Annotated in this window: 21 protein-coding genes; 6 read left to right on the top strand and 15 right to left on the bottom strand. The window is 70.9% G+C overall.

The genetic code is table 11. The annotated features are described in order from the left end of the window. Nucleotides 1-41 precede the first annotated feature (41 nt). From DMB66_RS29235 to DMB66_RS29270, 8 genes are all read right to left on the bottom strand, one after another. Nucleotides 42-1,898 carry a xylan 1,4-beta-xylosidase gene (locus DMB66_RS29235; protein ID WP_233624915.1) on the bottom strand — a complete coding sequence of 619 codons (1,857 nt, stop codon included), beginning with the start codon at nucleotides 1,896-1,898 and terminating at the stop codon, nucleotides 42-44. Then, nucleotides 1,895-3,430, bottom strand: coding sequence for a glucoamylase family protein (locus tag DMB66_RS29240; RefSeq protein WP_233624916.1), 1,536 nt, complete (start codon nucleotides 3,428-3,430; stop codon nucleotides 1,895-1,897). The genes DMB66_RS29235 and DMB66_RS29240 overlap by 4 nt, the downstream gene beginning before the upstream one ends. 43 nt (nucleotides 3,431-3,473) lie before the next feature. Continuing rightward, nucleotides 3,474-4,385, bottom strand: coding sequence for a carbohydrate ABC transporter permease (locus DMB66_RS29245; protein ID WP_125807335.1), 912 nt, complete (start codon nucleotides 4,383-4,385; stop codon nucleotides 3,474-3,476). Between the two features lies 1 nt (nucleotide 4,386). Then, nucleotides 4,387-5,331 (bottom strand): carbohydrate ABC transporter permease, encoded by a 945-nt coding sequence (locus DMB66_RS29250; RefSeq protein ID WP_233624917.1) that lies wholly within the window; start codon nucleotides 5,329-5,331, stop codon nucleotides 4,387-4,389. Nucleotides 5,332-5,333: 2 nt separating this feature from the next. After that, nucleotides 5,334-6,596 carry a sugar ABC transporter substrate-binding protein gene (locus tag DMB66_RS29255; RefSeq protein ID WP_125807337.1) on the bottom strand — a complete coding sequence of 421 codons (1,263 nt, stop codon included), beginning with the start codon at nucleotides 6,594-6,596 and terminating at the stop codon, nucleotides 5,334-5,336. Beyond that, nucleotides 6,593-7,627 carry a LacI family DNA-binding transcriptional regulator gene (locus tag DMB66_RS29260; RefSeq protein WP_199752675.1) on the bottom strand — a complete coding sequence of 345 codons (1,035 nt, stop codon included), beginning with the start codon at nucleotides 7,625-7,627 and terminating at the stop codon, nucleotides 6,593-6,595. The genes DMB66_RS29255 and DMB66_RS29260 overlap by 4 nt, the downstream gene beginning before the upstream one ends. A gap of 364 nt (nucleotides 7,628-7,991) precedes the next feature. Next, the gene (locus DMB66_RS29265) at nucleotides 7,992-9,188 is read right to left on the bottom strand and encodes a hypothetical protein (RefSeq protein WP_125807338.1); all 1,197 of its coding nucleotides are present in this window, start codon (nucleotides 9,186-9,188) and stop codon (nucleotides 7,992-7,994) included. Nucleotides 9,189-9,353: 165 nt separating this feature from the next. After that, the gene (locus tag DMB66_RS29270; RefSeq protein WP_125807339.1) at nucleotides 9,354-10,421 is read right to left on the bottom strand and encodes a saccharopine dehydrogenase NADP-binding domain-containing protein; all 1,068 of its coding nucleotides are present in this window, start codon (nucleotides 10,419-10,421) and stop codon (nucleotides 9,354-9,356) included. Nucleotides 10,422-10,517: 96 nt separating this feature from the next. Between DMB66_RS29270 and DMB66_RS29275 the strand changes: the two genes are divergently transcribed. Beyond that, nucleotides 10,518-11,456 (top strand): helix-turn-helix domain-containing protein, encoded by a 939-nt coding sequence (locus DMB66_RS29275; RefSeq protein ID WP_125807340.1) that lies wholly within the window; start codon nucleotides 10,518-10,520, stop codon nucleotides 11,454-11,456. A gap of 382 nt (nucleotides 11,457-11,838) precedes the next feature. On the opposite strand, the gene DMB66_RS29280 is transcribed toward DMB66_RS29275, so the two are convergent. Both DMB66_RS29280 and DMB66_RS29285 read right to left on the bottom strand, forming a co-directional pair. Next, a complete protein-coding gene (locus tag DMB66_RS29280; RefSeq protein ID WP_158647400.1) occupies nucleotides 11,839-13,326 on the bottom strand; it encodes an HNH endonuclease signature motif containing protein in 1,488 nt (495 codons plus the stop codon). 340 nt (nucleotides 13,327-13,666) lie between these two features. After that, a complete protein-coding gene (locus DMB66_RS29285) occupies nucleotides 13,667-13,978 on the bottom strand; it encodes a helix-turn-helix domain-containing protein (protein WP_233624918.1) in 312 nt (103 codons plus the stop codon). Nucleotides 13,979-14,063: 85 nt separating this feature from the next. On the opposite strand from DMB66_RS29285, the gene DMB66_RS29290 reads away from it, so the two are divergent. Then, nucleotides 14,064-14,948 carry an NAD(P)-dependent oxidoreductase gene (locus DMB66_RS29290; RefSeq protein WP_125807342.1) on the top strand — a complete coding sequence of 295 codons (885 nt, stop codon included), beginning with the start codon at nucleotides 14,064-14,066 and terminating at the stop codon, nucleotides 14,946-14,948. On the opposite strand, the gene DMB66_RS29295 is transcribed toward DMB66_RS29290, so the two are convergent. Then, nucleotides 14,935-15,807, bottom strand: a complete 873-nt coding sequence (locus tag DMB66_RS29295) for an NAD(P)-dependent oxidoreductase (protein WP_125807343.1) — start codon at nucleotides 15,805-15,807, stop codon at nucleotides 14,935-14,937. The genes DMB66_RS29290 and DMB66_RS29295 overlap by 14 nt on opposite strands. A gap of 133 nt (nucleotides 15,808-15,940) precedes the next feature. On the opposite strand from DMB66_RS29295, the gene DMB66_RS29300 reads away from it, so the two are divergent. Continuing rightward, on the top strand, nucleotides 15,941-16,318 hold the full coding sequence (locus DMB66_RS29300) for a helix-turn-helix domain-containing protein (RefSeq protein ID WP_125807344.1): 378 nt from the start codon (nucleotides 15,941-15,943) through the stop codon (nucleotides 16,316-16,318). Nucleotides 16,319-16,377: 59 nt separating this feature from the next. Here DMB66_RS29300 and DMB66_RS66045 read toward each other — a convergent pair whose 3' ends face one another. Next, on the bottom strand, nucleotides 16,378-16,596 hold the full coding sequence (locus DMB66_RS66045) for a CGNR zinc finger domain-containing protein (RefSeq protein ID WP_370319447.1): 219 nt from the start codon (nucleotides 16,594-16,596) through the stop codon (nucleotides 16,378-16,380). Nucleotides 16,597-16,677: 81 nt separating this feature from the next. On the opposite strand from DMB66_RS66045, the gene DMB66_RS29310 reads away from it, so the two are divergent. After that, nucleotides 16,678-17,097 (top strand): GNAT family N-acetyltransferase, encoded by a 420-nt coding sequence (locus DMB66_RS29310; protein ID WP_199752677.1) that lies wholly within the window; start codon nucleotides 16,678-16,680, stop codon nucleotides 17,095-17,097. Here the strand turns inward: DMB66_RS29310 and DMB66_RS29315 are convergent. Beyond that, nucleotides 17,083-18,087 (bottom strand): NAD-dependent epimerase/dehydratase family protein, encoded by a 1,005-nt coding sequence (locus tag DMB66_RS29315; RefSeq protein WP_125807345.1) that lies wholly within the window; start codon nucleotides 18,085-18,087, stop codon nucleotides 17,083-17,085. The two genes, DMB66_RS29310 and DMB66_RS29315, sit on opposite strands and share 15 nt — an antisense overlap. A gap of 107 nt (nucleotides 18,088-18,194) precedes the next feature. On the opposite strand from DMB66_RS29315, the gene DMB66_RS29320 reads away from it, so the two are divergent. Continuing rightward, nucleotides 18,195-19,232 carry a hypothetical protein gene (locus DMB66_RS29320; protein ID WP_125807346.1) on the top strand — a complete coding sequence of 346 codons (1,038 nt, stop codon included), beginning with the start codon at nucleotides 18,195-18,197 and terminating at the stop codon, nucleotides 19,230-19,232. Here the strand turns inward: DMB66_RS29320 and DMB66_RS29325 are convergent. Beyond that, entirely contained in the window at nucleotides 19,209-19,733 is a 525-nt protein-coding gene (locus tag DMB66_RS29325) for an O-acetyl-ADP-ribose deacetylase (RefSeq protein ID WP_125807347.1), read from the bottom strand. The genes DMB66_RS29320 and DMB66_RS29325 overlap by 24 nt on opposite strands. Further along, a complete protein-coding gene (locus DMB66_RS29330; RefSeq protein WP_125807348.1) occupies nucleotides 19,708-20,925 on the bottom strand; it encodes a DUF418 domain-containing protein in 1,218 nt (405 codons plus the stop codon). Before DMB66_RS29330 ends, DMB66_RS29325 begins: the two co-directional genes overlap by 26 nt. 93 nt (nucleotides 20,926-21,018) lie before the next feature. On the opposite strand from DMB66_RS29330, the gene DMB66_RS29335 reads away from it, so the two are divergent. Then, nucleotides 21,019-21,693 (top strand): TetR/AcrR family transcriptional regulator, encoded by a 675-nt coding sequence (locus tag DMB66_RS29335; protein WP_125807349.1) that lies wholly within the window; start codon nucleotides 21,019-21,021, stop codon nucleotides 21,691-21,693. The last annotated feature ends 5 nt before the right edge of the window (nucleotides 21,694-21,698 follow it).

The following is a 21,698-nucleotide window of genomic DNA, read 5'->3' on the forward strand; positions in this document are numbered from 1 at the left end:
CGCTTACCGGATGGACCGTACGACCTGGAGTGCGCTCCAGATCAACCGTTGCCTCCCGGTGCGTTTTCGCCGGCACATTCGCCGGGCGACGGTGTGGCCAGGTGGGCGCGGGTCGTTCCCGACGGCGGCGCCGACAACTCGACGAAGGCGATTCCGGGCATCGGCAGCTCCAGCTCGATCGAGAACGTGCCGTCGGCCGGCACGGTGCACTCCCGCTCCGGTTCGGCCTCCGCCAGGCGGTCCTCGGCGGCCAGCGCCGGCCACTGCTCCTGGTCCGGCCAGTCCGCGCCGCCGGACATCGCCGCCCACCGCGACCGCAGGTCACCGTGCCGGGCGTCGACCCGCCACACCCGGAGCGTGCGCGGGCCGGGTGAAAGGCCGGTGAGCTGCACGGTGACCAGCCGGTCCAGCCCGGCCGCACCGTCCACCTTCGACTGGTCCAAGGTGCTGTTCCAGACGAGCACGCCGGTGTCGCTCGCCCACGCCTCGACCAGGCTGCCCGCGCCGTCGCCGCGCACCGTCACCGGCAGTTCGGTGTCGCCGAGCTTCTCGGCCAGGGTCAGCGCCCAGAACTTCGGCTTCGCGAGGTTGCCCACGGTGAGCAGCCCGAACCCGCCGTGCAGCAGCCGCCGCGGCCGGCCGAGCTCCTCGAAGTGGTCGGAGACCACCCACGGCGCGAGGGCCTCCACCCGGCCGGCCGCCGACCGCATGCCGCGCAGCAGGAACGTCGCCGCGAACACGGTGTCGTTGATCGGGTTGCCGTGGGTGGCGGTGATCCCCCACTCGGTCCACCACAGCGGCCGGCCGCCGGCGAGGGGCCGCAGGTCCAGCGGCGGGGTGCCGTAGACGTGCGTGGAGAGGAAGTCGACCGGCGCGTCCACCGCGACCTGACCGCGGATCCAGCCGACCGCCGCCGAGCCGGGCCCGCCGACCCGGATGCCCGGGTCGACGTCCTTGACCGCGCGGGCCGCCACCTCGTAGAGCCGCCAGTACTCGTCCGGGGTGCCGGACCAGAACACCGACAGATTCGCCTCGTTCCACACCTCGAACGCCCAGTGGTCGCGCACCTCGTCGCGGCCGTAGCGGTCCACCAGGTGCGTGGTGAGCTCGCGGACCAGGTCGGCCCAGCGGTCCCAGTCCCGCGGCGGGGAGATGATCCCGCGGTAGGTGAACACGGTCCGCGACGGGTCCCGCGCCAGCGCCGACGGCATGAACCCGAGCTCCACCACCGGCCGGTAGCCGAGCGCCCGGACCGCGTCGTACACCTGGTCGACCCGGCCGAAGTCGTAGCCGGAACCGGTCACCAGGCCCAGGTCGTCGCAGAGAATGCCGTGCGCGCGGACCGTCCGCACGCCCAGTTCTTCATGGGCGCGCCGCAGCGCGTCCCGCAGCTCCGCGCCGATCGCCCGGCCCCCGGTCAGCTCCTCGCTGAGCAGGAGCGACAGGTGCTCCGAGCCGACCATCGCCCGCCACACCCGGTGGATCGGCGTGCCGCCGGTGCCCACCCGGACGGTCACCCGGGCATCGTCCGGGCCCGGCTCGACCGGCGCGACCGCGGACAGCGGCCCCAGCGCCGTCACCGTGGCCAGCGCCGCCACCGCATAGTGCGTGCCGCGTTCGGCGGTGGTGTCCGCGAACGGGCCGTGCGGCACCGCGAGCACGTCACCACCGCCGAAGTCGGCCACCTCGAACGGGAGGTCCCGGGCACGGGCGCGGTATACGGCGTACCCGATCGCCCCCGGCACCGGATCCCACGACACGGTCACCTGATCGCGGCCGGCGACCGCGCGGACCCCGGCCGGGGCCGGCAGATCGGCGTGCACCGCCGTCCCCGGCTCCCGGTCCTGGGCACCCCCGGATCCCATCAGGGCGGCCCAACTGGCCTGGGCCTCCGTCACGAGGCCGGTGTTCCGTGGAGCTGAAGCTGCGGCAGGGGCTGGCGGGCCGGCACGTTGAAGGTCTCCCGGGCCAGCAGCGGCCGGATCTGCCGCTCGAACTCGGGCGTCACGAAGGCGCGCTTCAGGACGTCCGCGGAAAGCTCGTTGCCCAGCGCACCCATGATCATTGCCTGGTCCAGCGACAGGTACCGCTTCGCGACCTGCCCGGTGCCGACGTTGATCGCGTCGTAGAACCCGCCCGGCCCGTACGCGTCGAAGTCGCTCCGCAGCTTGGCCAGGTTGGCCACCACCGGGCCCTTGGCGTACGGCAGCGCGAGGAACGCCGCGTGCGGGGTCACCACGCCGTCGCCGTAGTCCGGGGCCGGACCGGCCGGGCGACAGTCACCGAACCCCGCGTCGTACTTGGACTCCTGCACGTCGGAGGGGTACCCGTTGGTGTCCATGCCCATCGCGTCCACGCCGTAGACGCTGTATCCGCCGGCCGGGTTGGAAGCGGGGGAAAAGCCCCAGTAGCCGTAGCCCGCGTCGTTCAGGCCGTGCTCGATCTGCGCCGCCACCGTGGCCGGGTGGTTGCGGCCCCACGACCGCGGGCCCCAGGCCGCCTCGGGCACGAACAGATCGGGCATCAGCGCCTCGAACATGTCACCGCCCCAGCTCGGCACGAACGTGATGCCGCGGTAGCGGTACGAGCCCTCGTAGACCGCGACCCCGAGGTGGGTGGTGTCGAAGCCCTGCGGCCGCATCTCCTGCCACGAGTAGTCGCAGTTGTCGGGCAGCGTGCGCATGGTGTCGAAGTACGCCTTCGGCGGGATCTGCCCGGCGCCGATGCCGAGGTAGGTGGCGATCCGTGGCTCGGTCACCGTGATGTCGTAGTGGTTGCAGGTGAACCACACCCCGTTCTGCGGCACCGAGCAGCCGGGCGGTGGGCTGTCCCAGAAGCCGCCGCGGATCAGCCCGCGGGTCCCGATCGGTGAGGTCGCGGACGGGTTGTAATAGAAGCCGAAGTTCATCGGCGCGAGCACCCGGTCGGCCTTGCCGCGCAGCTCCGGCAGCGCGCCCTTGACCACGCGCAGGGCGGCGGCCAGCCAGCCGTTGTCCACACTGGACAGAAACGGGGTCACGGTGGCGCCGTCCTCGGGCCAGACCGTGACCACGGAGCCGTCGGCCGGGTCGTACCAGTTGTAGAACATCCCGGAGGCGGTGTGGTGCCGCAGCGTGGCCAGGGTGTCGAGGGTCTTCGACACGCGGGCGCGGGCCTCGCCGCGCGAGATGATGCCGAGCCGCTCGGCCACCACGGCCGACCACAGGTAGCCGCCGATGTTGGTGGGCGAGGTGTACTTCGCGGGGGTGGCCAGATCGCCGGTGATGTTGTCGGACACCAGGCCGGTGCCCGGGTCGGTCATGGCGACCATGGACCGCCAGGTGTCCTTGGCGTAGGTGCGCAGGCTTCGGTCCGAACCGCCGGCCACCGCGGCCGTGCCGGCTCCCAAAACCAGAATCATGGAGATGACGGGTACGAGCAGACGTCTCACAATCCTTCTCCTCGGCTACTTGAGTCCGGCTACTTGAGTCCGGCTACTTGAGTCCGGTGGTGGCGATCCCGCGCAGGAAGTGCCGTTGCAGGACCATGAAGACGATCAGCACGGGCAGCACCACGACGACCGCGCCCGCCAGCAGCAGCCCGAAGTCGGTGCGGTTCTGCCCGATGCTGTAGAGCGCGAGCGCGACCGGCAGCGTGTACCGGTCCTCGGTGGTCGCCACGACCAGCGGCCACAGGAAGTTGTTCCAGCTGGACAGGAACGTGAGGATGCCGAGGGTGGCGAGCGCCGGCCGGCACAGCGGCAGCACCACCCGCCAGAAGATGCGCCACTCGCCGGCGCCGTCCACCCGGGCCGCCTCGATCAGCTCGTCCGGAATGGACTTGAGGAACTGCCGCATCAGGAAGACCCCGAACGGCCCGGCCAGGAACGGCAGGACCAGCCCGGCGTACGAGTTGGCCAGGCCCAGGTTGGACACCAGCACGAACTGCGGCACGAAGGTCACCATGCCGGGCACCATCAGCATGCCCAGCACGACCAGGAACAGCGCCTTGCGGCCGGGGAAGTCCAGCTTCGCCAGCGCGTAGCCGAGCAGCGAGCAGAACAGCAGGTTCCCGGCCGTGATCAGCACCGCGACCAGGGCCGAGTTCATGAAGTACAGCGGGAAGTCGAGGCGGGTGAACAGCTCCCGGAAGTTGTCCAGGGTCCACGTCTCGGGCAGCCAGGTCGGCGGCACCTGGCGGATCTCCCGCTCCGGCTTCACCGAGGCCAGCGCCATCCAGACGAACGGGCCCAGCACGACCAGCAGGCCGGCGATCAGGATCGCGTACAGGGTGATCCGGGCCGCCCGGTCCCGCGGCCGGGTCCGGATCGCCGGCTCTGTCCCCCTGGCCAGCTCTGTCCCCCTGGCCAGCTCAGCCGCCCTGGCCTGCTCAGTCGCCCTGGCCATCTCAGTCCCTCTCGCCGAGCAGCCGGAACTGCAGCACCGACAGCGCCACGATCGCGACGAACAGCACGTAGCCGGCCGCGGCCGCGTAGCCGTAGTTGCCGAAACCGAACTGGTTGTAGATGTGGTACGACACGGACAGCGTCGAGGACAGCGGGCCGCCCTGGGTCATCACGAACGGCTCCTCGAAGAGCTGGAGGAAGCCGATGCCGGTGATCACCGCGCCGAACAGCAGCGTGGGACGCAGCAACGGCACCGTCACGTTGCGGAACTGCTGCCAGCGATTCGCCCCGTCCAGCGTCGCCGCCTCGTAGAGGTCCTGCGGGATGCCCTGCAGGCCGGCCAGGAAGATCACCATCAGGAAGCCGAAGTTGCGCCAGACGGCCATCACGATCAGCGACGGCAGCGCGGTGCGCGTGTCACCCAGCCAGTCCGGCCCTTCGACGCCGATCACCCGCAGCAGGTTGTCGACCAGGCCGGCGTCCGGGTCCAGCAGAAACCGCCAGACCACCGCGATGGCCACGATGCTGGTCACCACGGGCAGGTAGAAGCCGACCCGGAACACCGCGCGGAACCGGATCAGCCCCGAGTTCAGCGCGCTCGCCGCGGCCAGCGACACCACCATGGTCAGCGGGACCCCGATCACCACGAAGATCAGCGTGTTCACCGCGGCCTTGACGAACAGCTCGTCGCCGAAGAGCCGGACGTAGTTGTCCAGCCCGACGAAGTTCACCGCGAACGGGTTCCGCAGGTCGGTGGAGCGCAGGTCGGTGATGCTCATCGCCAGCGAGGCCAGCACCGGAAACGCCATGAAGACCAGGAACAGGGCGGTGAACGGCGCGGCGAACGTCCACCCGGTGACCGCCCGGCGCCACCGCCGGGCCCGGCGTTCCGGGCCGGGGGCGCCCGCGCTGGGCGGCGCGGCCGGCTGCACGTCGAGGACGGTCACGGTCAGCTGCCCGTACCGATGGCGTTTGCTTTGTCCTGAATGGTCTTCGCCGCCGCGGCGGGGTCGGCGCCGGACTTGGCCAGCTTCTCGACCTCGGTGTCGATCACCGCGGCCACCTGCTCCCAGGTCGGGAACGTCGGCGGCGCCTTGGCGTCCTTGAGCTGCTCGCCGAAGACCTTCAGGTTCGTGTCACCGGCGAGCGTCGCGGCCTGCCACGCGGACTGCACGGCCGGCAGGTCCGTGGTCGCCTGGTACCACTTGACCTGCACCTCGGGCCGGGACAGCCACTGGATGAACTTCCACGCGCCGTCGCGGTTCTTCGCGTCCTTGAACACCGCCAGGTTGCTGCCGCCGATGAACGAGGTGGCCGACTTCTGCCTGGGCATCGGCGCCACCGCGAACTTGTCCTGGAAGCCGGCGCCGCCCTGCTCGTTGAGCAGGCTGACCTGCCACGGCCCGGACACGAAGGCGGCGATGTCCCCGCGCACGAAGGCCGGGATGAGCGCGCCCTCGGCCAGCTCGGGCGGCGCCAGCTTCTCGGTGAAGTACGACTGGTAGTAGCGCAGCGCCTCGACCATCTCGGGTGAGTCGAAGGTGTACTTGGTGCCGTCGGCGACCTGTGCGCCGTTCGACCACGCGAACGGCATCACCGTCTGCCAGCTTCCGGTCTTGCCGGGCTGCAGGTTGATGCCCCACTTCGCGCCGCCGGTCTGCATCGCCTTGGCCAGCGCCTTCAGCTCGTCCCAGGTCGCCGGCGGCTTGGTGATGCCGGCCTTCGCGGCCAGATCCTTGCGGTAGAAGATGACCCGCGTCTCCACGTACCAGGGCACGCTGTAGGCGGTGCCGCCGACCACCGTGGTGTCCCACGCGCCCGGGAAATAGGCGTCCTTGGCGATCAGGTCCACCGGTGTCGGGTCCAGCGCGCCGGTCTTGGCGAACTCGCCCTGCCAGGTGGTGCCGATCATCGACATGTCCGGGGTCTGCTTCGCCGCGATCGCGCTGGCGATCTTCTGATGCGCGGCGTCCCAGGGCACCGCGGTCACGTTCACCTTCGCGTCCGGGTTGGCGGCCGTGAACTCCCGCGCGAACTCGCCGAGCTTCTCACCCTCGGCGCCCATCGCCCATACCGTGATCTCGCCGGTCGCCTTGCCCGCCGCGACCGACTCGGCCTGCTCCTGGCCGCCGCCGGATTCCCGGCCGCAACCGGCCAGGGTCAGCGCCGCTACGGCCGCCACGCCAACAATTGCCCGCACGTGTCGCCTCATCGGGACTCCTCGGGAGTGTGCTCACCGCAGCTGCGCCGCACGACGAGCCGGGTGGGAAGGATCCGGCGCCGTGCGGCGACCGGCTGGTTGTCCTGCTCGCGTTCGGCGATGCGCTCGTGCAGCCAGCGCGCCGCGGTGGCGCCCAGCTGCCGCATCGGCTGCACGACCGTGGTCAGCCCGGCGAAGCGGGCGGCCATCAGGTCGTCCCAGCCGGTCACCGCCACGTCGCCGGGAATGTCCACACCGGCCTGCTCGGCGGCCAACTGCACGCCCAGCGCGACCTCGTCGTTCGCGCCGACGATCGCATCCGGTGGCTGCTTCAGCAGCTTGCGGGCGGCCTTGCGGCCGCTTTCCAGATCAAGCCCGCACGGTACGACCACAGGCGCGTCGAGGCCCCCGGCGGCGAGCGCGGCGGCCAGCCCCGCGTGCCGGCCCGCGACGTCGGGTGCGCCGGCCGGGTCACCGAGGAACACGAAGCTGCGATGCCCGTGCGTGAGCAGATGCCCGGCCAGGGCCTCGGCGGTGCGCTCGTTGCGGGTGCGGATCGTGTCGACGCCGTCCACCGGGTCGCGGGCCAGCAGCACCAGCGGCAGCCCGATCGCGGCGATCCGCTCGACCACCGCGTCGTCGACCGTGCGGCCCATCACGGCCAGCCCGTCCACCCGGCCGGCCAGTTCCTCGACCTTCGCGGCGGCGTCGGCCCGGCCGTGCGTGGCCAGGATCAGGACGCTGCTGCCGTACCCGGCGGCGGTCTCCTCATAGCCGAGGATCACCTCGGCGTAGTACGGACCGACCAGATCGGGGAACACGATGCCGTTCGCGGCATGCCGGCCCTCGGCCAGCGACCGGCCCGACCGGTTGGGCGTGAACCGCAGCTCACGGGCCGCTTCCTGGACCCGGGTACGGGTCTGTTCGGTGACCAGATCGGAGCCTCGCAGGGCCCGCGAGACGGTGGCGATGGACACGCCGGCGCGCTGCGCGACCTGATAGATCGTCGCGGCCTTGGATCCTGAAAGCGCTTTCATCGCCATGGCCGGACCATAACCACGCCGACCCGGTCCCGACACTCGGCCGACAGCCGCATTCGCAGTCTGCCGTTTCCGGCAGAAGCCGCAGATCATCCCCGGCCGGGCGCCGGTCCCGGCCCGTCGCCCGGCCGGGACCGGCGGAACCGGGCACGGCCGGCCCCGCCGGTTTCGTCACACTGGCCTCATCACGCCGGCCTCGTCACACCGGCYCCGTCACGCTGGCCTCGTCACGCTCRCCYCGTCACACCGGCYCCGTCACRCYGGCCCCGTCACRCYGGCCCCGTCACACCGGCCCCGTCACACCGGCCCCGTCACACCGGCCCCGTCACACCGGCCCCGTCACGCCGGTCTCGTCACGCCGGTCTCGTCACGCCGGGGTCAGGTGGAAGGTGCCGGATCCGTCCGACATGCCGCCCTCGAACTGCTGGACCGGGGCGCCGTGGACCAGCTCGGCCTGGCCTGCCATGGCCCCGCGGTAGGCGAGCTGGATGCCGATCAGATCGGAGCCCGGCACGTCGCGATAGAGGTAGAGCTTCTGCCGGACCGGCACGCTCTCGCAGGAACGCCAGTCGATCCGAGCACCCTCGGTGGCCGTCGCGCTCGGCGTCAACCCGAAGCAGGCGTTGTACGACCGGTTCACCAGCACCGACGGTTGCATGCCGGTGGCGTCGGCCGGGCCGTTGCACACCGTCCACTGCTGGGACTTGCCGGAGATCCCGCCGATCCAGCCCACGTACTCGCCGTTGTGGCCGTCATCGGCGTCCATCACCAGGCCGTTGGTGCTGAAGATGCGGTAGTACCCGGGCTCGCACACGTACCCGGAAGGCACTGCCGCGGCCACCCGGCCGGCCGCCGCCGGCTTCGGCTCCGCGGGCTTGGCGGCCTCCGCGGCCCGCGCCGCGCGCGCCGCCTGCTGGGCGGCCCGACCGGCGCAGCCCAGTTCGATCTGCGCGGCGCGCATCACCGTGTTGGCGGGGACGACGTCCTCACACCGCACCACTCCTTCCTGGTCACGTCCCCAGGTCGAGTACGAGCCGCTCGCCCGGCGATTCCACTCGGTGACCCAGGTGCCGTCCGACTTCTGCACGCGGAGGCAGTGCAGGGCGCTCATCTGGCCGGACACCTTCTGCATGCCGGAGTAGACGCCGTAGTAGCCGGGCTGATTGAAGTTCCAGGTCAGGGTGCGCTGCTCGGTGGTCGTGCTCTGCGTCGTGTTGGTCACCGCGAATTTGGCGAAGGCCACCAGGCTGGTCAGGAACTTGAAGCCGAAGGTGGCGCTGATCGACGTCTCGGACAGCACCGCGACGGTGATTTGCTGCTGATAGGTCAGCTGCACGACCTGCTGTCCGGTCGACCCGGCGGTCACGTAGTACGCCTTGAAGTGCGTGATGGTCGGAGTGATGTTCACTGTTTCCGGCCAGCCCTGCCTGCGACCCAGGTCGGAGCTGTCGCAAGGCGCGCCCGGCGCCGGCTCGGTGATCGCGGCCGCCGGCCCGGCCCCGGCGAGGACGCCGGCACCCACCAGCGTCAGGGCAGCAAGAATCGCCATTGCTCTGCGTCGCATGACGCGTTCCTCCTCTTCCCGAAGACAATTCGAGGACAGTTTTTGGAAGCGCTTTCATGCTAGTGCAAATCCTATTGATCCTCTTGAATATGGCACGAAGGGCGCGCACGCTCGCAAGACATAGACGTAGGCCGATCAGATGGATGCCGGCGGCGATGCCGCGGATCAGGCGGACTGTGGCGCGCGAGACTCGTGGCGCGGTTCGACCGAGAGGTGCGCGGACAGCGCGCGGAGGAAGTCGGGCGCGTCGAAGATCGCGCCGGCGGAGGCGACACCGCCGGCGCTCGTCCTCGTCCGACCGCCGAGAATGCGATGGACCGCCTCGACCGCCAGCGGTGCGCTGATGGCATAGATGTCCTGGCCGCCGGCGACGACGCGTCGCTGCGTGTCGCCGGAGCGCACGACGACGTCGACGGTGAACGTCTGCGCGGACCGGCCGAGTTCCTCGTCCACCATCGGTGCGGGAGTATCCGGAGCGGCCAGTTCCTTGGCCGCGTCGGTGGTCATGTAATTGCGCACCTCGGGGATGGACAGGTGGCTGGGGACGGTGACGACGTCGGCCATCGTGAACTCACCGAGGACCGTCCGGGTGCCCAGCGGAGCGGGGAAGTCCCATTCCAGGATCGGCAGGTCACCCTCGGCGACGTAGTACTCCAGCCGGCCACCGGCGTAACGGACCCGTCGGCCATCGCGCCGTTCCCGGGAGACGGTGCCGGCGGCGCGGGTTCCGGCCGTGGGGTGCCAGCTGCTCAATCCGTACGCGATGTGCGCCTCGTCGGCCGCCGTCCAATCGCCCATCGCCGCCGTGACCAGCAGGTCGCCGAGTCCGCCGAAGAAGGCCATCGCCGGGACCACCGGGACGCCCGCTGCCCGAGCGCGGTCGGCGAAGCCCGTGAACGTGTCGACATTGGCCTCGATCTCGGCCGCCACATCCACATACGGAACCGCGGCGCGCAGGGCGGCCTCGATCACCGGGGCCGCGGTCGAGGCGAACGGGCCGGCGCAGTTGATGACCGCGGCCACCCCCTGCAACGCCCGGTCGAGCGAGGCCGGATCGTCGACCGACGCCACCCGGTAGGCGAGCCCCGGATGCGCCGCCGCCAGCGCCTGGAGCTGGCCCGCGTCGCGGCCGAGGAGAAGCGGGACGAACCCGCGATCGCGCAACTCCGTCACCACGAACCGGCCGGTGTGCCCGTACGCACCGAACACCGCCACGGTCTGCTTCGAAACCATCTGACGTTCCTCCTCGAAAGATCGACAAGGAAATCCTCCCGTGCCGGCCGGGCCCGGGACAGTGTCTGGAACGCCATCCCCCGTACAGTTTCGGACATGGCCACCATCGCGCTCGCCGCCACCGAGGGGATGCTGCACTTCGAGCTCGCCATGGTCTGCGAGATCTTCGTCCGCGACCCCTCCGGCCTGGCCGACCCCTGGTATGACCTCGTGGTCTGCGGAGCGGGCCCGGTCCGGATCGGCAGATTCCGGATGGAACCCGACCACGGGCTGGAGCGGCTCGCCCGTGCCGACACCGTGATCATCCCGGCCGTGGCGGACGTAGACGCGGACCTGCCAGCCGACCTCCTTGACGCCGTCCGCGCGGCCCACGAGGCGGGCGCCCGGCTGGTCTCGCTGTGCACCGGCGCGTTCGTGCTGGCCGCCGCCGGGGTCCTGGACGGGCTGCGCGCGACCACGCACTGGGCCCACACCGAGGCGCTGGCCGCCCGCTACCCCCGGGTGCGGGTCGACCAGGACGTGCTCTACGTCGACAACGGCACCGTGCTCGCCTCGGCCGGCAAGGCCGCCGCGATCGACCTGTGCCTGCACCTGATCCGCCGCGACCACGGCTCGACGGTCGCCAACGCTGTCGCCCGCCGCCTGGTCGTGCCGCCGCATCGCGCCGGCGGCCAGGCCCAGTTCGTCACCACCCCGGTGCCCGCCCGCGACGACCATCCCCTGGCCGACCTGCTCCCCTGGGCGATGGCCCGGCTGAACCGTCCGCTGACCGTGGAAGACCTGGCCCGCCAGGCGAAGATGAGCTCACGCAACCTGGCCCGCCACTTCAAGTCGGCGACCGGCACCACCCCGCTGCAATGGCTGGCAACGCAGCGGATCCGCCGGGCCCAGGAGCTGCTGGAAAACACCGACACCGGCATCGACGCCATCGCGCAGGCATCCGGCATGGGAACCGCCACCACGCTGCGCCGGCACTTCAGCCGCACCGTCGGCGTGCCCCCGAACGCCTACCGCCGCACCTTTCGCAGCACGTAATGCGGCAGCCGCACGTCGTGATCATGGCAGCTGGGGCTCAGGGGTGGATGGCGTAGGCGCTGGGCCCGAGCGGGTGCGATGTTGGTGTCACCGTCGTGGCCTGTGCAGACGAGGGCTCAGAGTGCTCGGCGGCTTTGATGGTGAGGGTGTCGGTCAGGCCAGCGGGTTTGGTCGATGGTCAACCCGATCAGGCCCTGCCGGGCGGGGTCGCTGTTGTCGTCGGTCGCGGCTGTCGGCTGCGGAGACCATCGGATGGCGATGGCGACCACCGGTTACGGCCACCGGCCACGCAGACCACCAGGACGACGAAAGCAACAACCGCTCAGGCCGTGAAGTGGTGCCCGGAGTGCTCCGGGAGGCGACTCAGCGCAGCACGGTGCGTCTATTGGCGGCGGTGGTAGGTGTTGTGTTGGGGGCGGCGTTCGGGGTCGAGGGTGGCGGGTGGGAGGAATTCGGGGTGCCCGTCGGGGCCGAGTCTTGCTTGCCAGCCGCTGTTGTTGTGGAGGAGTCGGTGGTGGAGGCGGCAGATGAGGCAGGCGTTGGTGAGGGTGGTGGTGCCGCCGTCGGCCCACGAAACTAGGTGGTGGCCTTCGGCCCAGCGCGCGGGTCTATCGCACCCTGGGAAAACACACCCGCGGTCGCGGAGGATCAGGGCGCGGCGGAGCGGGCCGGTGAACAGTCGTCGGGTGCGGCCGAGGTCGAGGACATGGCCGTCGCCGCCGAGGACGGCGGGCAGGATGCGGGCGTCGCAGGCCATGCGTCGGGCTTCGGCTGGGCTGATCGGGGCGCCGGTGTCCAGCCAACCCGGCCCGTCATCGGCGTTGGCGCCGGCATGGCTGCGCGCGCCGGTCCCGGCGTGAGTATTCGCCTGGGAAGCCCAGGACTGCCCGGCGGGCCGCGACTGCCCGGCTGGGGACTGCCCGGCGGGCCGCGACTGCCCGGCTGGGGACTGCCCGGCGGGCCGCGACTGCCCGGCTGAGGACTGCCCGGCTGAGGACTGCCCGGCTGAGGACTGCCCGGCTGGGGACTGCCCGGCGGGCCGGACCTGTTCGGTCAAAGTGGTGAACGGGATGGTGACGACTACCTGTGCCGGGTCGCCGCCGTGTCCCGGCAGATCCGTCCCGTCCCGTAACGCACCCGTGCACACATCCACCAAGGCGTCCGCGCGTCGCTGTGCGGGTGTGCGTGCTCCTGCTGGGTCGTGCCGTGGATGGCAGAGCGGGTCGAGAGCGGCGGTGACGGTAGCCGCACCGGCGGTGTCGAGGTAGCCGCTCAACCGGACCTGACCATTGCCGAGTGGACTGAGCGTGAACCCGCGCTTGCGGTGCGCCCGAGCTTCCTGGCGGGCGAGAAAATCAGCTTCCCGCTGCTCGGCGACCTCGGGGGCGACATGCTCCAGGATCCTTCCACCCATTTTGCCCAGCGTCACCGCGTCGAAATCACCAGCCCACTCCACCAGCATGGCCTCGGCTTTGTCGGTGACCTCCCGGCCCACCTCGGCCGGCAGGTCCGCGACCGTGGCGGCGATGGTCATGGCCTGCTCGGCGGAGACTGTGCCGGCGCAGACCGCGGTGTCCAGCACCGGCCGCGCCTGCAAGGCCTCCGTGAGGGTGACCAGTCGCGCCGCCGTGCCGGGGCTGACCCGGAGCTGGTGGCGTAGCCACATCTCGGTGCTGGTCGCCGCGTGCGCCCGCGGCAGACCCCGCGACTGCGCCTGCGAGATCAGATGCGCGGTCACCGCGGTGAGCTGCTGCACCGCGGCCCAGGCCTGCCGCAGACACTCGACCAGGTCCCGGTCCGGGACCGCCCAGGCAGGGGCCGCGGCGCACGCGGCAGCCGCCCGGCGGGCCTCGGACAACAGCTCCAACACCCGACCAATTTGGCACACACGTGCGACAGAATGGCGGCCCTGTGGATAACCCAGCCCCAAGCCCCAACCCCAAGCCGAGCAGCGCCGGCGACAGCCGCCCGGCCGTACGTGGTCAGATCACGCCAACACCGAGCCCGCGCAAACGAACCTCGGACTCCACCCATGATCTCGAACGGCGGCTGCCGTACCAGCCCTCGGCGTCCCGCCGTGGTATGGCGCCGATGGCCACCTTTTTGTGGGTACTTGTCGGTCACGCTGGGTTTGCGGAAGCCTTGGCCGTGCGGGTCGGAGAGGCCCAGGTCCAGGTCCAGGTCCAGCGAGACGGAGCGGGTGGGGTGTGTCAGGAGACCGGTAGGGCCTCGGCCAGGTTCTCCAGGCGGCGGTGGCCCCAGTCGGAGAGCGGTGCCAGCGCTTCGGAGAGTTCGCGGCCGAACGAGGTCAGTGAGTACACGGTCTTCAGCGGCCACACGTCGTGCACGTCCCGGTGGACCAGTCCATCGGCTGCCATCTCTCGCAGCGTCTGAGTCAGCACCTTCTCGGTGAGACCCGGCATCCGCCGGCGCAACTCACCGGGGCGATGCGGACCGGATTCGAGGAGCCAGAGCACCATCGTCTTCCACTTGCCGTCGATCACGGCGATCGCGGCGGTCACCCCACAGACGTTCGGATCCTGAGCACGACTACGCGTCATTTCCGTCCCATTCATCGATGTTCGATCGCTATTGAGGAGTTGAGGCATGACCTCGCACCCGGAACAGTCCGCCGTCACCGTGCTCGGCCTGGGGCCGATGGGCCGCGCCCTGGCCGGCGCCTTCCTGGATGCCGGCCTGCGCACCACGGTCTGGAACCGGACGCCGGGCAGGGAAGAAGAGCTGGTCGAGCGAGGCGCGGTCGGCGTCCTATCGCCAGAGGAGGCGGTGGCTGCGAGCGGGTTGACCGTGGTCTGCGTCGTCAACCACGACGCGGTCGACGCCATTGTGCGGCGGGGCCCGGTCACCGACGCGCTCAAGGGGCGCACCGTGGTGAGCCTGACCGCCGACACCCCCGACCGGGCCCGGAACACCGCGACCTGGGCGGCCGAACACGGCATCGAGTACCTGGACGGTGCGATCATGACGCCGACCACGACCATCGGCACACCAGGCGCCGTCTTCCTGCACAGCGGCCCGGCGGACCTCTACCGCCGGCACCGGCCGGTGCTGGACGCCCTCGGCGGCACGCACACCCACCTCGCCGAGGACATCGGCCGGGCAGCGGCATACGACATCGCCCTGCTCGACATCTTCTGGACCGCGATGACGGGTTACGCCCACGCGCTGGCGGTGGCGAGAGCCGAGGGTGTCACCGCGCGGGAGCTGGCACCGTTCGCCAAGGGCATCGGCACGATCCTTCCGCCGCTCTTCGAGCAGCTCGCGGAGGACGTGGACAGCGGCAGGTTCTCCGGCGAGAACAACCCGATCACCTCGGCGGCGTCCTCCATGGCCCACATCGTCCACGCCGCCGAGGCCCACGGCATCGACGCGAGCGTGATGCGGGCGGCCGAGGGCCTGGCGCGCCGGGCCATCGGACAGGGTCACGGCACCGACGGGTTCCTCCGGATCACCGAGATCATGAGCCCTTGATACTTTCCATGATGCGGGCGAAGCCGTCCTTACCGTGGCCCGCGTCGACCTGACGGTGGATGAGGCGCTGGACCATCGCTACCACCTCGGTGCTGATGCCCTGGTCGGAACTGGCCGTCAGGATGTCGCCGAGATCGGAGAATTCCAGGCTCTGCTGCCCGTCGACGGTGTAGTCCCCGCCGTCGATGACCGTGGCGAAACCCTGGAAGCCTCCGGTCATCGCGGCCAGCCATGGTGCGGCCATCGCGGCGAACTCTCCCGCCGTCACGCCCGCCGGCGCGACCATGGCGGCACCGTGCATGAACCCGGCGAACATGACGTACATGCCCGCGAGCAGAGCCAGGTCGTACAGCGGTGCCAGCCCGGGGTCCGCGCCGAAGTAGGTGCTGGTTCCCCACAGCTCCAGCAGCGGCTTGTGCTGGTCGAAGACGGCGGCCGACCCACTGTAGAGGATCGCCGACCCGGGCCGGCCGATCATCGCGGGGACGGCCATGATCCCACCGCTCAGGTACCCCACGCCGGCATCGGCCGCCCAGGCGGCAACCTCGCGGGCCTGCGCCGGCGACATCGTGGTCACGTTGATCAAGGTCCGGCCGGCCAACTCGTCGGCCAGTGGATCGAGGACGTCGTGGACCGACGCGTGGTCCAGCAGGCAGACGATGACCAGCTGACCGGCTCGGACCGCGTCGCCCGCGGTGCCGGCGAGGGTAGCGCCGTGGGCGACGAGATCGCTCGCCTTGTGCGCCGAGCGATTCCAGACCGTCGTGGCGTATCCGGCCCGCACCAGGGCGGCGGCGAGTGTGCTGCCCATCGCACCCAGCCCGAGAACGCTCACCTGGATGTCGTGGTTGGTCGTCATGTCGGCTCCCTCATGGTTGTCGGTTCGATGAGAGCCTCTCCGCTGCCGGTAAAGTTGACCAGTACCGACTATTTAGTCAGGTACTAACCTTTTGGTGGGTACGGCGTGTTGGTAGGTACAGCGTGGAGGGCAGATGGCAACGACGGCGCGACGCGGTCCGTATTTCTGTGGCATCGACGCCGCGATGGACGTCGTCACCGGCAAGTGGAAGTCATTGATTCTTTGGGAGCTGCACCACCACGGGACCCGCCGGTTCGCCGAACTCCGGCGGGGCCTGCCCGGCGTCAGCGAAAAGATGCTGATCCAACACCTGCGGGAGATGGAAGAGGACGGACTTGTGCATCGTGAGGTGTACCGCCAGGTTCCGCCGAAGGTGGAATACTCCCTGACCGAGAACGGCGTTTCGCTCAACGCCGCGCTGGCCTCACTTGGTGCCTGGGGCACCGAACGCATCCGACGCATCGGCGCCGAGAAGGTCTCGGCCGACATGGCCAGGCCAGTTCCCAGATAAGCCAGTTCGACGATAAGCCAGTTACGTCTTCGGACGTGAGCGCCGGGAACGATGCCGCATCACCGCTTCGGTGTTTCCGCAGCGTGCCGTGCAATGCAGCGTGCCGTGCAATAACGCCGCCGCCCGTTCCTGGAGGTGTCCACATCCGCTCGGGAGCATTCGGGGCGCGTGCATGAGGCTGGAGACCGTCGTGGGTGGTCACCCGGGCCGGATGGTCTGTCCGAACCGAACCGCCCGCCACCCCCAGATTTGTTCGCTGCCGATCCAGCGCTGGCCACGCCGCACGCGGAGAGTGGTGCCTGGGCGCGGACGCCGAACCGTGAGTCACGGGCCGGCTCCGCGTAGGCCAAAATGCATCCGTGATTCTTCGTGTCTCGGCAGCTGACGTGGAAGTGTTCGAGAAGGCGGTTCGCCGCTTCGTTGGCCAGGCGACCGGCGTCGCCACCTTCGCGATGTCACCGGGGACCATCGCGTTCGTCGCTGTGGAAGATGACGACGTCCAGGGCTGGTGCTGGGGCTATCTCCTGGCCAGGCCGGACGGGGCCAGCATGGTCTACCTTCACCATCTTGAGGTCGCCGGGCGTTGTCGGCGACGAGGCATCGGGCGCGAGCTGCTGCGGGCGTTCATCGAAGCCGGGGTGCGACTCGGCGCAAGCAAGATGTTCCTGACTACCGGGGAAAGCAACACGGTGGCGCGCCGGCTGTACGAATCCATGGGAGCGGGTCTGGCAGCTCAGGGGCCGACCGTGAACTACTGGTTCCAGCTACGACCGGCCTGACCGCGCCGCGAAGGCGGCGAGCAGGGCGGCTTCCCGGGCCGGGCTGAGGCCGGCCCGGCGCGGCCGGTCCAGCCCCGCCGTCCGTTCGTAGCCGAGGATGTCGGTGACCAGTTCGGCCCGGTCGCGGTGGCGCAGGCCGGCCGCGGCCGCGGCAGCCCCGGTGCGGGCGGAAAAGCCCTGCCAGCCCGGCTCGACGAGCCACATCGCCAGCGAGTCCGCACCCATGTACTGCTCGACGCCCTGCTCCAGGAGCCACTGCTGCGGCACGTGCACCACCGGACCGGTGTGCCCGCCGATCCGGCGGGACAGGTCAACCCATTCGCCGAACGGCGTGGTGGGGCCGACAACGTCGTAGGCGCCCGTGGTGCCGCGCTCGGCGCAGTCGAGGATCCAGGCGGCCAGGTCACGCACGTCGACGACCTGGGTGGGCAGGTCGGGCGTGTCGGGGATGAGCATCGGTTCCTCGGGGGCGCGGGCGGCGCGGGCCACCCAGGCGCCGGACCGGCCGCTCTGGTCGCCGGGGCCGCCGATCAGGCCGCAGCGGGCGATGAGCAGCCGGTCGCCGAGCGCGGCGGCGCTGGCATTTTCACAGGCCACCTTGGCTTCTCCGTAGAGCTCCCGGTCCACCTCGTCCCGGTCGGTGGGTTCGCGCAGCGGGAACGACTCGTCCGCGCCCGGGGTGTCGAATGCCGCGTAGGCGTTGCCGGAGGACACGTAGGTCCAGTGCCCGGCCCGTGCGGACAGGGCGGCGAGGGCCGCGCGCGCGAAGCCGGGTTGCCAGGAGACCTCGATGACCGCGTCCCAGGACTGCTGCCGGGCCTCGTCGTAGGCGGCCGGATCCCGGCGGTCGGCCGCGATCAGCCGGGCGCCGGGTGCGGGCTCTCCGCTGTGGCCACGGGCCAGGCATCCGACCGCGTGGCCGCGATCGACGGCCTGCCGGGCGATTTCGCGGCCGAGCCACTGGGTGCCGCCGAGGATGAGGATGTCCATCGCCCGAGTGGAGCATCCGATGATCTCCTACGACAAACCGGTTCGCGGGCGGCGGAACGGCGGCTTTGATCTGGATCGATCAATCATGTGCTGCGACGATGGACCCCATGGGGGTACGGGACGGGTGGCGCCGGCGGTGGCCGCGCTCGGTGGGCACCAGGCACTGGCTGTCCTATCTGTACGCGACGATCGGCGCGTTGCTGCTCGTCATCGCGTTTCTGCTGCTCTACCCGCTGCGTCACGTCGACGGCTTCGCGACGGACCTGCGGATCAACGTGGGGTCGAACCTGCTCGACCTGGTGCTCGCGGCGCTCGTCCTGCAGCCGTTGATCGTTTCTCTCAGCCGCAACGCCGTGCGCTGGCGGAACCGCCTCGACTACCGGGATGTCATCCGGCGCATCGAGCGGGCGACCGACCGGATGGAGATCTGGAAGCACTGGACCGGCCTGCTGGAGAACCAGTACGAGCCGGGGTTCGAGGCCGCGGTTCGCGGTGCCCTCGACCGCGGGGTGCGATTCCGGATCATGCTGACCGACCCGTCGTGCCCGGATGCGGCCGAGCGGGCCCGGCAGGTGGCGCCGACCGATGCGCTGAGGCTGATGCGGCAGAACATCGAGCGGCTGGACAAGATCATCAGCGAGCTGCCGGCCCAGCACCGGGACCTCTTCCAGGTGTGGATCAGCTCCGTCGGCCCCGCGCACGCCATCTACCGCGTGGACGACTGGCTGTCGTACGGGCTCTTCCGCGATCGGCGGGTGAGCGAGTCCTCCCAGCGCGAGGTGCGGGTTCGCGGTGATCTGGGCGAGCTCGCGCTGGAAGCGTTCGACAACCGGTGGAACGGCACCGGCCTGCTGAGCATCGCCGATCACTACCGGATGTCCCTGCGTTTCACGGTCCACGACGCGACCGTGCAGCATGAGCTCACCTACGTGCTGCACGACGGCGAGCACTGGGTCAACGTCAACCCGGCCGCCCTGCAGCACGCGTTCCACCCGGACCACGAGGTGTCGGTGTGCGGCGACGGCTCACGGCGGTACGTCCTGGCCGACGCGAGCCCCGAGACACGCGAGCGCGTGCTGGCGCTGTACGCCGCCAAGTACGGCGCGGACCAGGGCGCCGTGCTACTGCGGCTCAGCAATGCCTGAATGGACGCGTTCCGCGGCGATGCGGGTCTGCTCGTCGAAGAGCACGAGGCGGACGACCTCCACAGTGGTCGGTTCGCTCCGCAGTGCCGTCAGCGCCTGGACGACGGCGTCGTCCTTCGGCCAGCGATACACACCGGAAGAGATCAGCGGGAACGCGACCGACCGCGCGCCCAGGTCGGCGGCGATCGCCAGCGCGGCGGTGTAGCAGCTACGCAGCACCGGCGAGCGGTCCTCGTCCGGGCTGAACACCGGCCCGACGGTGTGGATCACCCAGCGGGCCGGCAGCCGCCCGGCGGTGGTCGCCACCGCGTGCCCGGCCCGGAGCCCTCGCCCGTACCGGCTGGCCCGGAGGGCCCGGCACTCTTCCAGAATGGCCGGGCCTCCCTTGCGGTGGATCGCGCCGTCGACCCCGCCCCCGCCGAGCAGCGAGGAGTTCGCCGCGTTGACGACGGCGTCCACGTGTTCGGCGGTGATGTCACCCGTGACCAGCTCGATCCGCATGCGTGGTACCTCCGCCGACAGTATGGACGGACCGGTAGCTGAGCCGGCGCAGCAGCACCTCGGCGGGGCCGCGCCAGCCGCGCCGGCGCATGCCGTCGGCGAGCAGGACAGTGCCGAGCCAGACGCCGGCCGCGACCGCCGAGGCGCCGGCGTCGCTGAGCCGGCCGCCGAGGGCACCGAGGTACGGCACGAAGAGCGCCACGAAAGCCACCGACTGGAGCAGATAGCAGGTCAGGGACCGTTGCCCGCAGGCGGCGAGGGCGGTGATCACCCGGCCCGGCGCGGCGGCGCGGCGGTGCGCGATCAGGCCGGCCAGCGCGGCGTAGCCGAGGCCACCGGCGATCCCGGTCAGGCTGTGCAGGGCGTACGCCGGCACCGCGGTCGCGGTGGACCAGTCCGTCCAGACCCGCGCGTCGATCAGGGCGAGCGGGGCGCCGCCGAGCACCGCGACCGCGACGCCGGCCACCGCGACCCGCACCAGCATGGCGCGGTGCCGGCCGGGCTCCTCGAGCAGCCGGCGCCGGGCCGCCCACATGCCGAGCAGGAACGGGGCGATCACATCCAGGATCAGCATCGGCGCCAGCACCGACCAGGCCGCCAGCCGGGCGCCGACCCCCGCCAGCACCGACTCGGCGTCGGTCGGGTACGGCGTCGACCCGTTCTCGATGATCGTCAGTGCGGTCAGGCCGGCGAGCGTGCAGAAGATCAGGGTCGAGAGCCCGGCGACCAGGAGCAGGGTGCGGTCGCGGGCCCGCACCAGGCCGGCCAGCAGCAGCCCCATCAGCCCGTACGTGGCCAGGATGTCGCCGAAGAAGAGCAGCAGGGCGTGGGCGAAGCCGAAGGCGAGCAGCCACCAGCTGCGCCGGCGCAGCGTCCGGCGCGCCTCGGGCCAGTCGGCTCCGGCCGCCATCCACCGTTGCGCCAGGCGGACCAGCCCGTAGCCGTACAGTGCGGCGAACATCGGCAGCGCGCGAGCGTCGACCAGCAGCACCTGAAGGCCGGCAACGAGCCGGTCGACGGGCCCGCCGTCGAGTGAGTAGCCGCGGAAGCCCCGCTCGTGCCCGTACAGATACATGTGGGCGTGGGCGAGCGCGATCAGCAGCAGCATCGCGCCCCGGGCGAGGTCCGGGGCGAGCGAGCGGCCGCCGGTCGCGGCGGCGACAATCCGTGCGTGGGCGGGGACTGTTGACATGGTTCACCCCTGACGAAGAGGACGATTAGCTACGCGTACGTATCTAACCGTCCGGCAATAAGATACGCAAGCGTTTCTTATACGGGAGCCAGTATGAGTGGAAGACGGCCCGAACCGGAGCCGGCGCCGGCCCGCAGCCGGCGGCGCGGGGACGACCTGATCCGGGCGATCCACGCGGCGGCGCTCGCCGAGGTCGCCGACGTGGGCTTCGCCGGGCTCACCATGGAGGGCATCGCCCGGCGGGCGGAAACCGCCAAGACCTCGCTGTACCGGCGCTGGCCCTCGCCCCGCGAGCTGCTGCTGGACGCGCTGTACGACGCGCATCCCCAGGAGGAGCCCTCGCCGGGCGCGGACGATCTGCGTGGCGACCTGATCCGCGCGCTGCGCCAGCTCACCGACTGGCTGGCCACGCCCGCGGCCCGCGCCGTGGCGGAGATCATGGCGGCTCGCAGCCGCCACCCCGAGCTCGCCGAGGCGCTCTACACCCGGGTCTTCGGCCCCCGCGGCGGCACCGTCACCCAGCCGGTGCTGCGCCACTACGCGGCCCGCGGGCAGTTCGATCCGGCGCTGATCACCTCCGTCGTGGCGGACATCGGGGAGGCGCTGGTGTTCAAGCACATCACGGACACCGACCGGCTACCGGACGACGTCACCCTGGCTGCCATCGTGGACCAGGCGATCCTTCCGGCCGTCGGCGTCGTCACCCCGGGCCGCCGGGACGGCCGCGGGAGCGACTCCCACGGCCCGTCCGGCACCGGTACGGGCTGACCGCC

The sequence above is a fragment of the Actinoplanes sp. ATCC 53533 genome (assembly GCF_003947245.1).

Excerpts from the sequence above, each read along its gene's own strand:
- DMB66_RS29290 (WP_125807342.1), top strand. The coding sequence starts at position 14,064 with ATGACCTCGCACCCGGAACAGTCCGCCGTCACCGTGCTCGGCCTGGGG.
- DMB66_RS29325 (WP_125807347.1), bottom strand. The coding sequence starts at position 19,733 with ATGCGGATCGAGCTGGTCACGGGTGACATCACCGCCGAACACGTGGAC.
- DMB66_RS29320 (WP_125807346.1), top strand. The coding sequence starts at position 18,195 with ATGGGGGTACGGGACGGGTGGCGCCGGCGGTGGCCGCGCTCGGTGGGC.
- DMB66_RS29330 (WP_125807348.1), bottom strand. The coding sequence starts at position 20,925 with ATGTCAACAGTCCCCGCCCACGCACGGATTGTCGCCGCCGCGACCGGC.
- DMB66_RS29335 (WP_125807349.1), top strand. The coding sequence starts at position 21,019 with ATGAGTGGAAGACGGCCCGAACCGGAGCCGGCGCCGGCCCGCAGCCGG.
- DMB66_RS29270 (WP_125807339.1), bottom strand. The coding sequence starts at position 10,421 with ATGGTTTCGAAGCAGACCGTGGCGGTGTTCGGTGCGTACGGGCACACC.
- DMB66_RS29245 (WP_125807335.1), bottom strand. The coding sequence starts at position 4,385 with ATGGCCAGGGCGACTGAGCAGGCCAGGGCGGCTGAGCTGGCCAGGGGG.
- DMB66_RS29260 (WP_199752675.1), bottom strand. The coding sequence starts at position 7,627 with ATGGCGATGAAAGCGCTTTCAGGATCCAAGGCCGCGACGATCTATCAG.
- DMB66_RS29295 (WP_125807343.1), bottom strand. The coding sequence starts at position 15,807 with ATGACGACCAACCACGACATCCAGGTGAGCGTTCTCGGGCTGGGTGCG.
- DMB66_RS29315 (WP_125807345.1), bottom strand. The coding sequence starts at position 18,087 with ATGGACATCCTCATCCTCGGCGGCACCCAGTGGCTCGGCCGCGAAATC.
- DMB66_RS29265 (WP_125807338.1), bottom strand. The coding sequence starts at position 9,188 with ATGCGACGCAGAGCAATGGCGATTCTTGCTGCCCTGACGCTGGTGGGT.
- DMB66_RS29275 (WP_125807340.1), top strand. The coding sequence starts at position 10,518 with ATGGCCACCATCGCGCTCGCCGCCACCGAGGGGATGCTGCACTTCGAG.
- DMB66_RS29300 (WP_125807344.1), top strand. The coding sequence starts at position 15,941 with ATGGCAACGACGGCGCGACGCGGTCCGTATTTCTGTGGCATCGACGCC.
- DMB66_RS29255 (WP_125807337.1), bottom strand. The coding sequence starts at position 6,596 with ATGAGGCGACACGTGCGGGCAATTGTTGGCGTGGCGGCCGTAGCGGCG.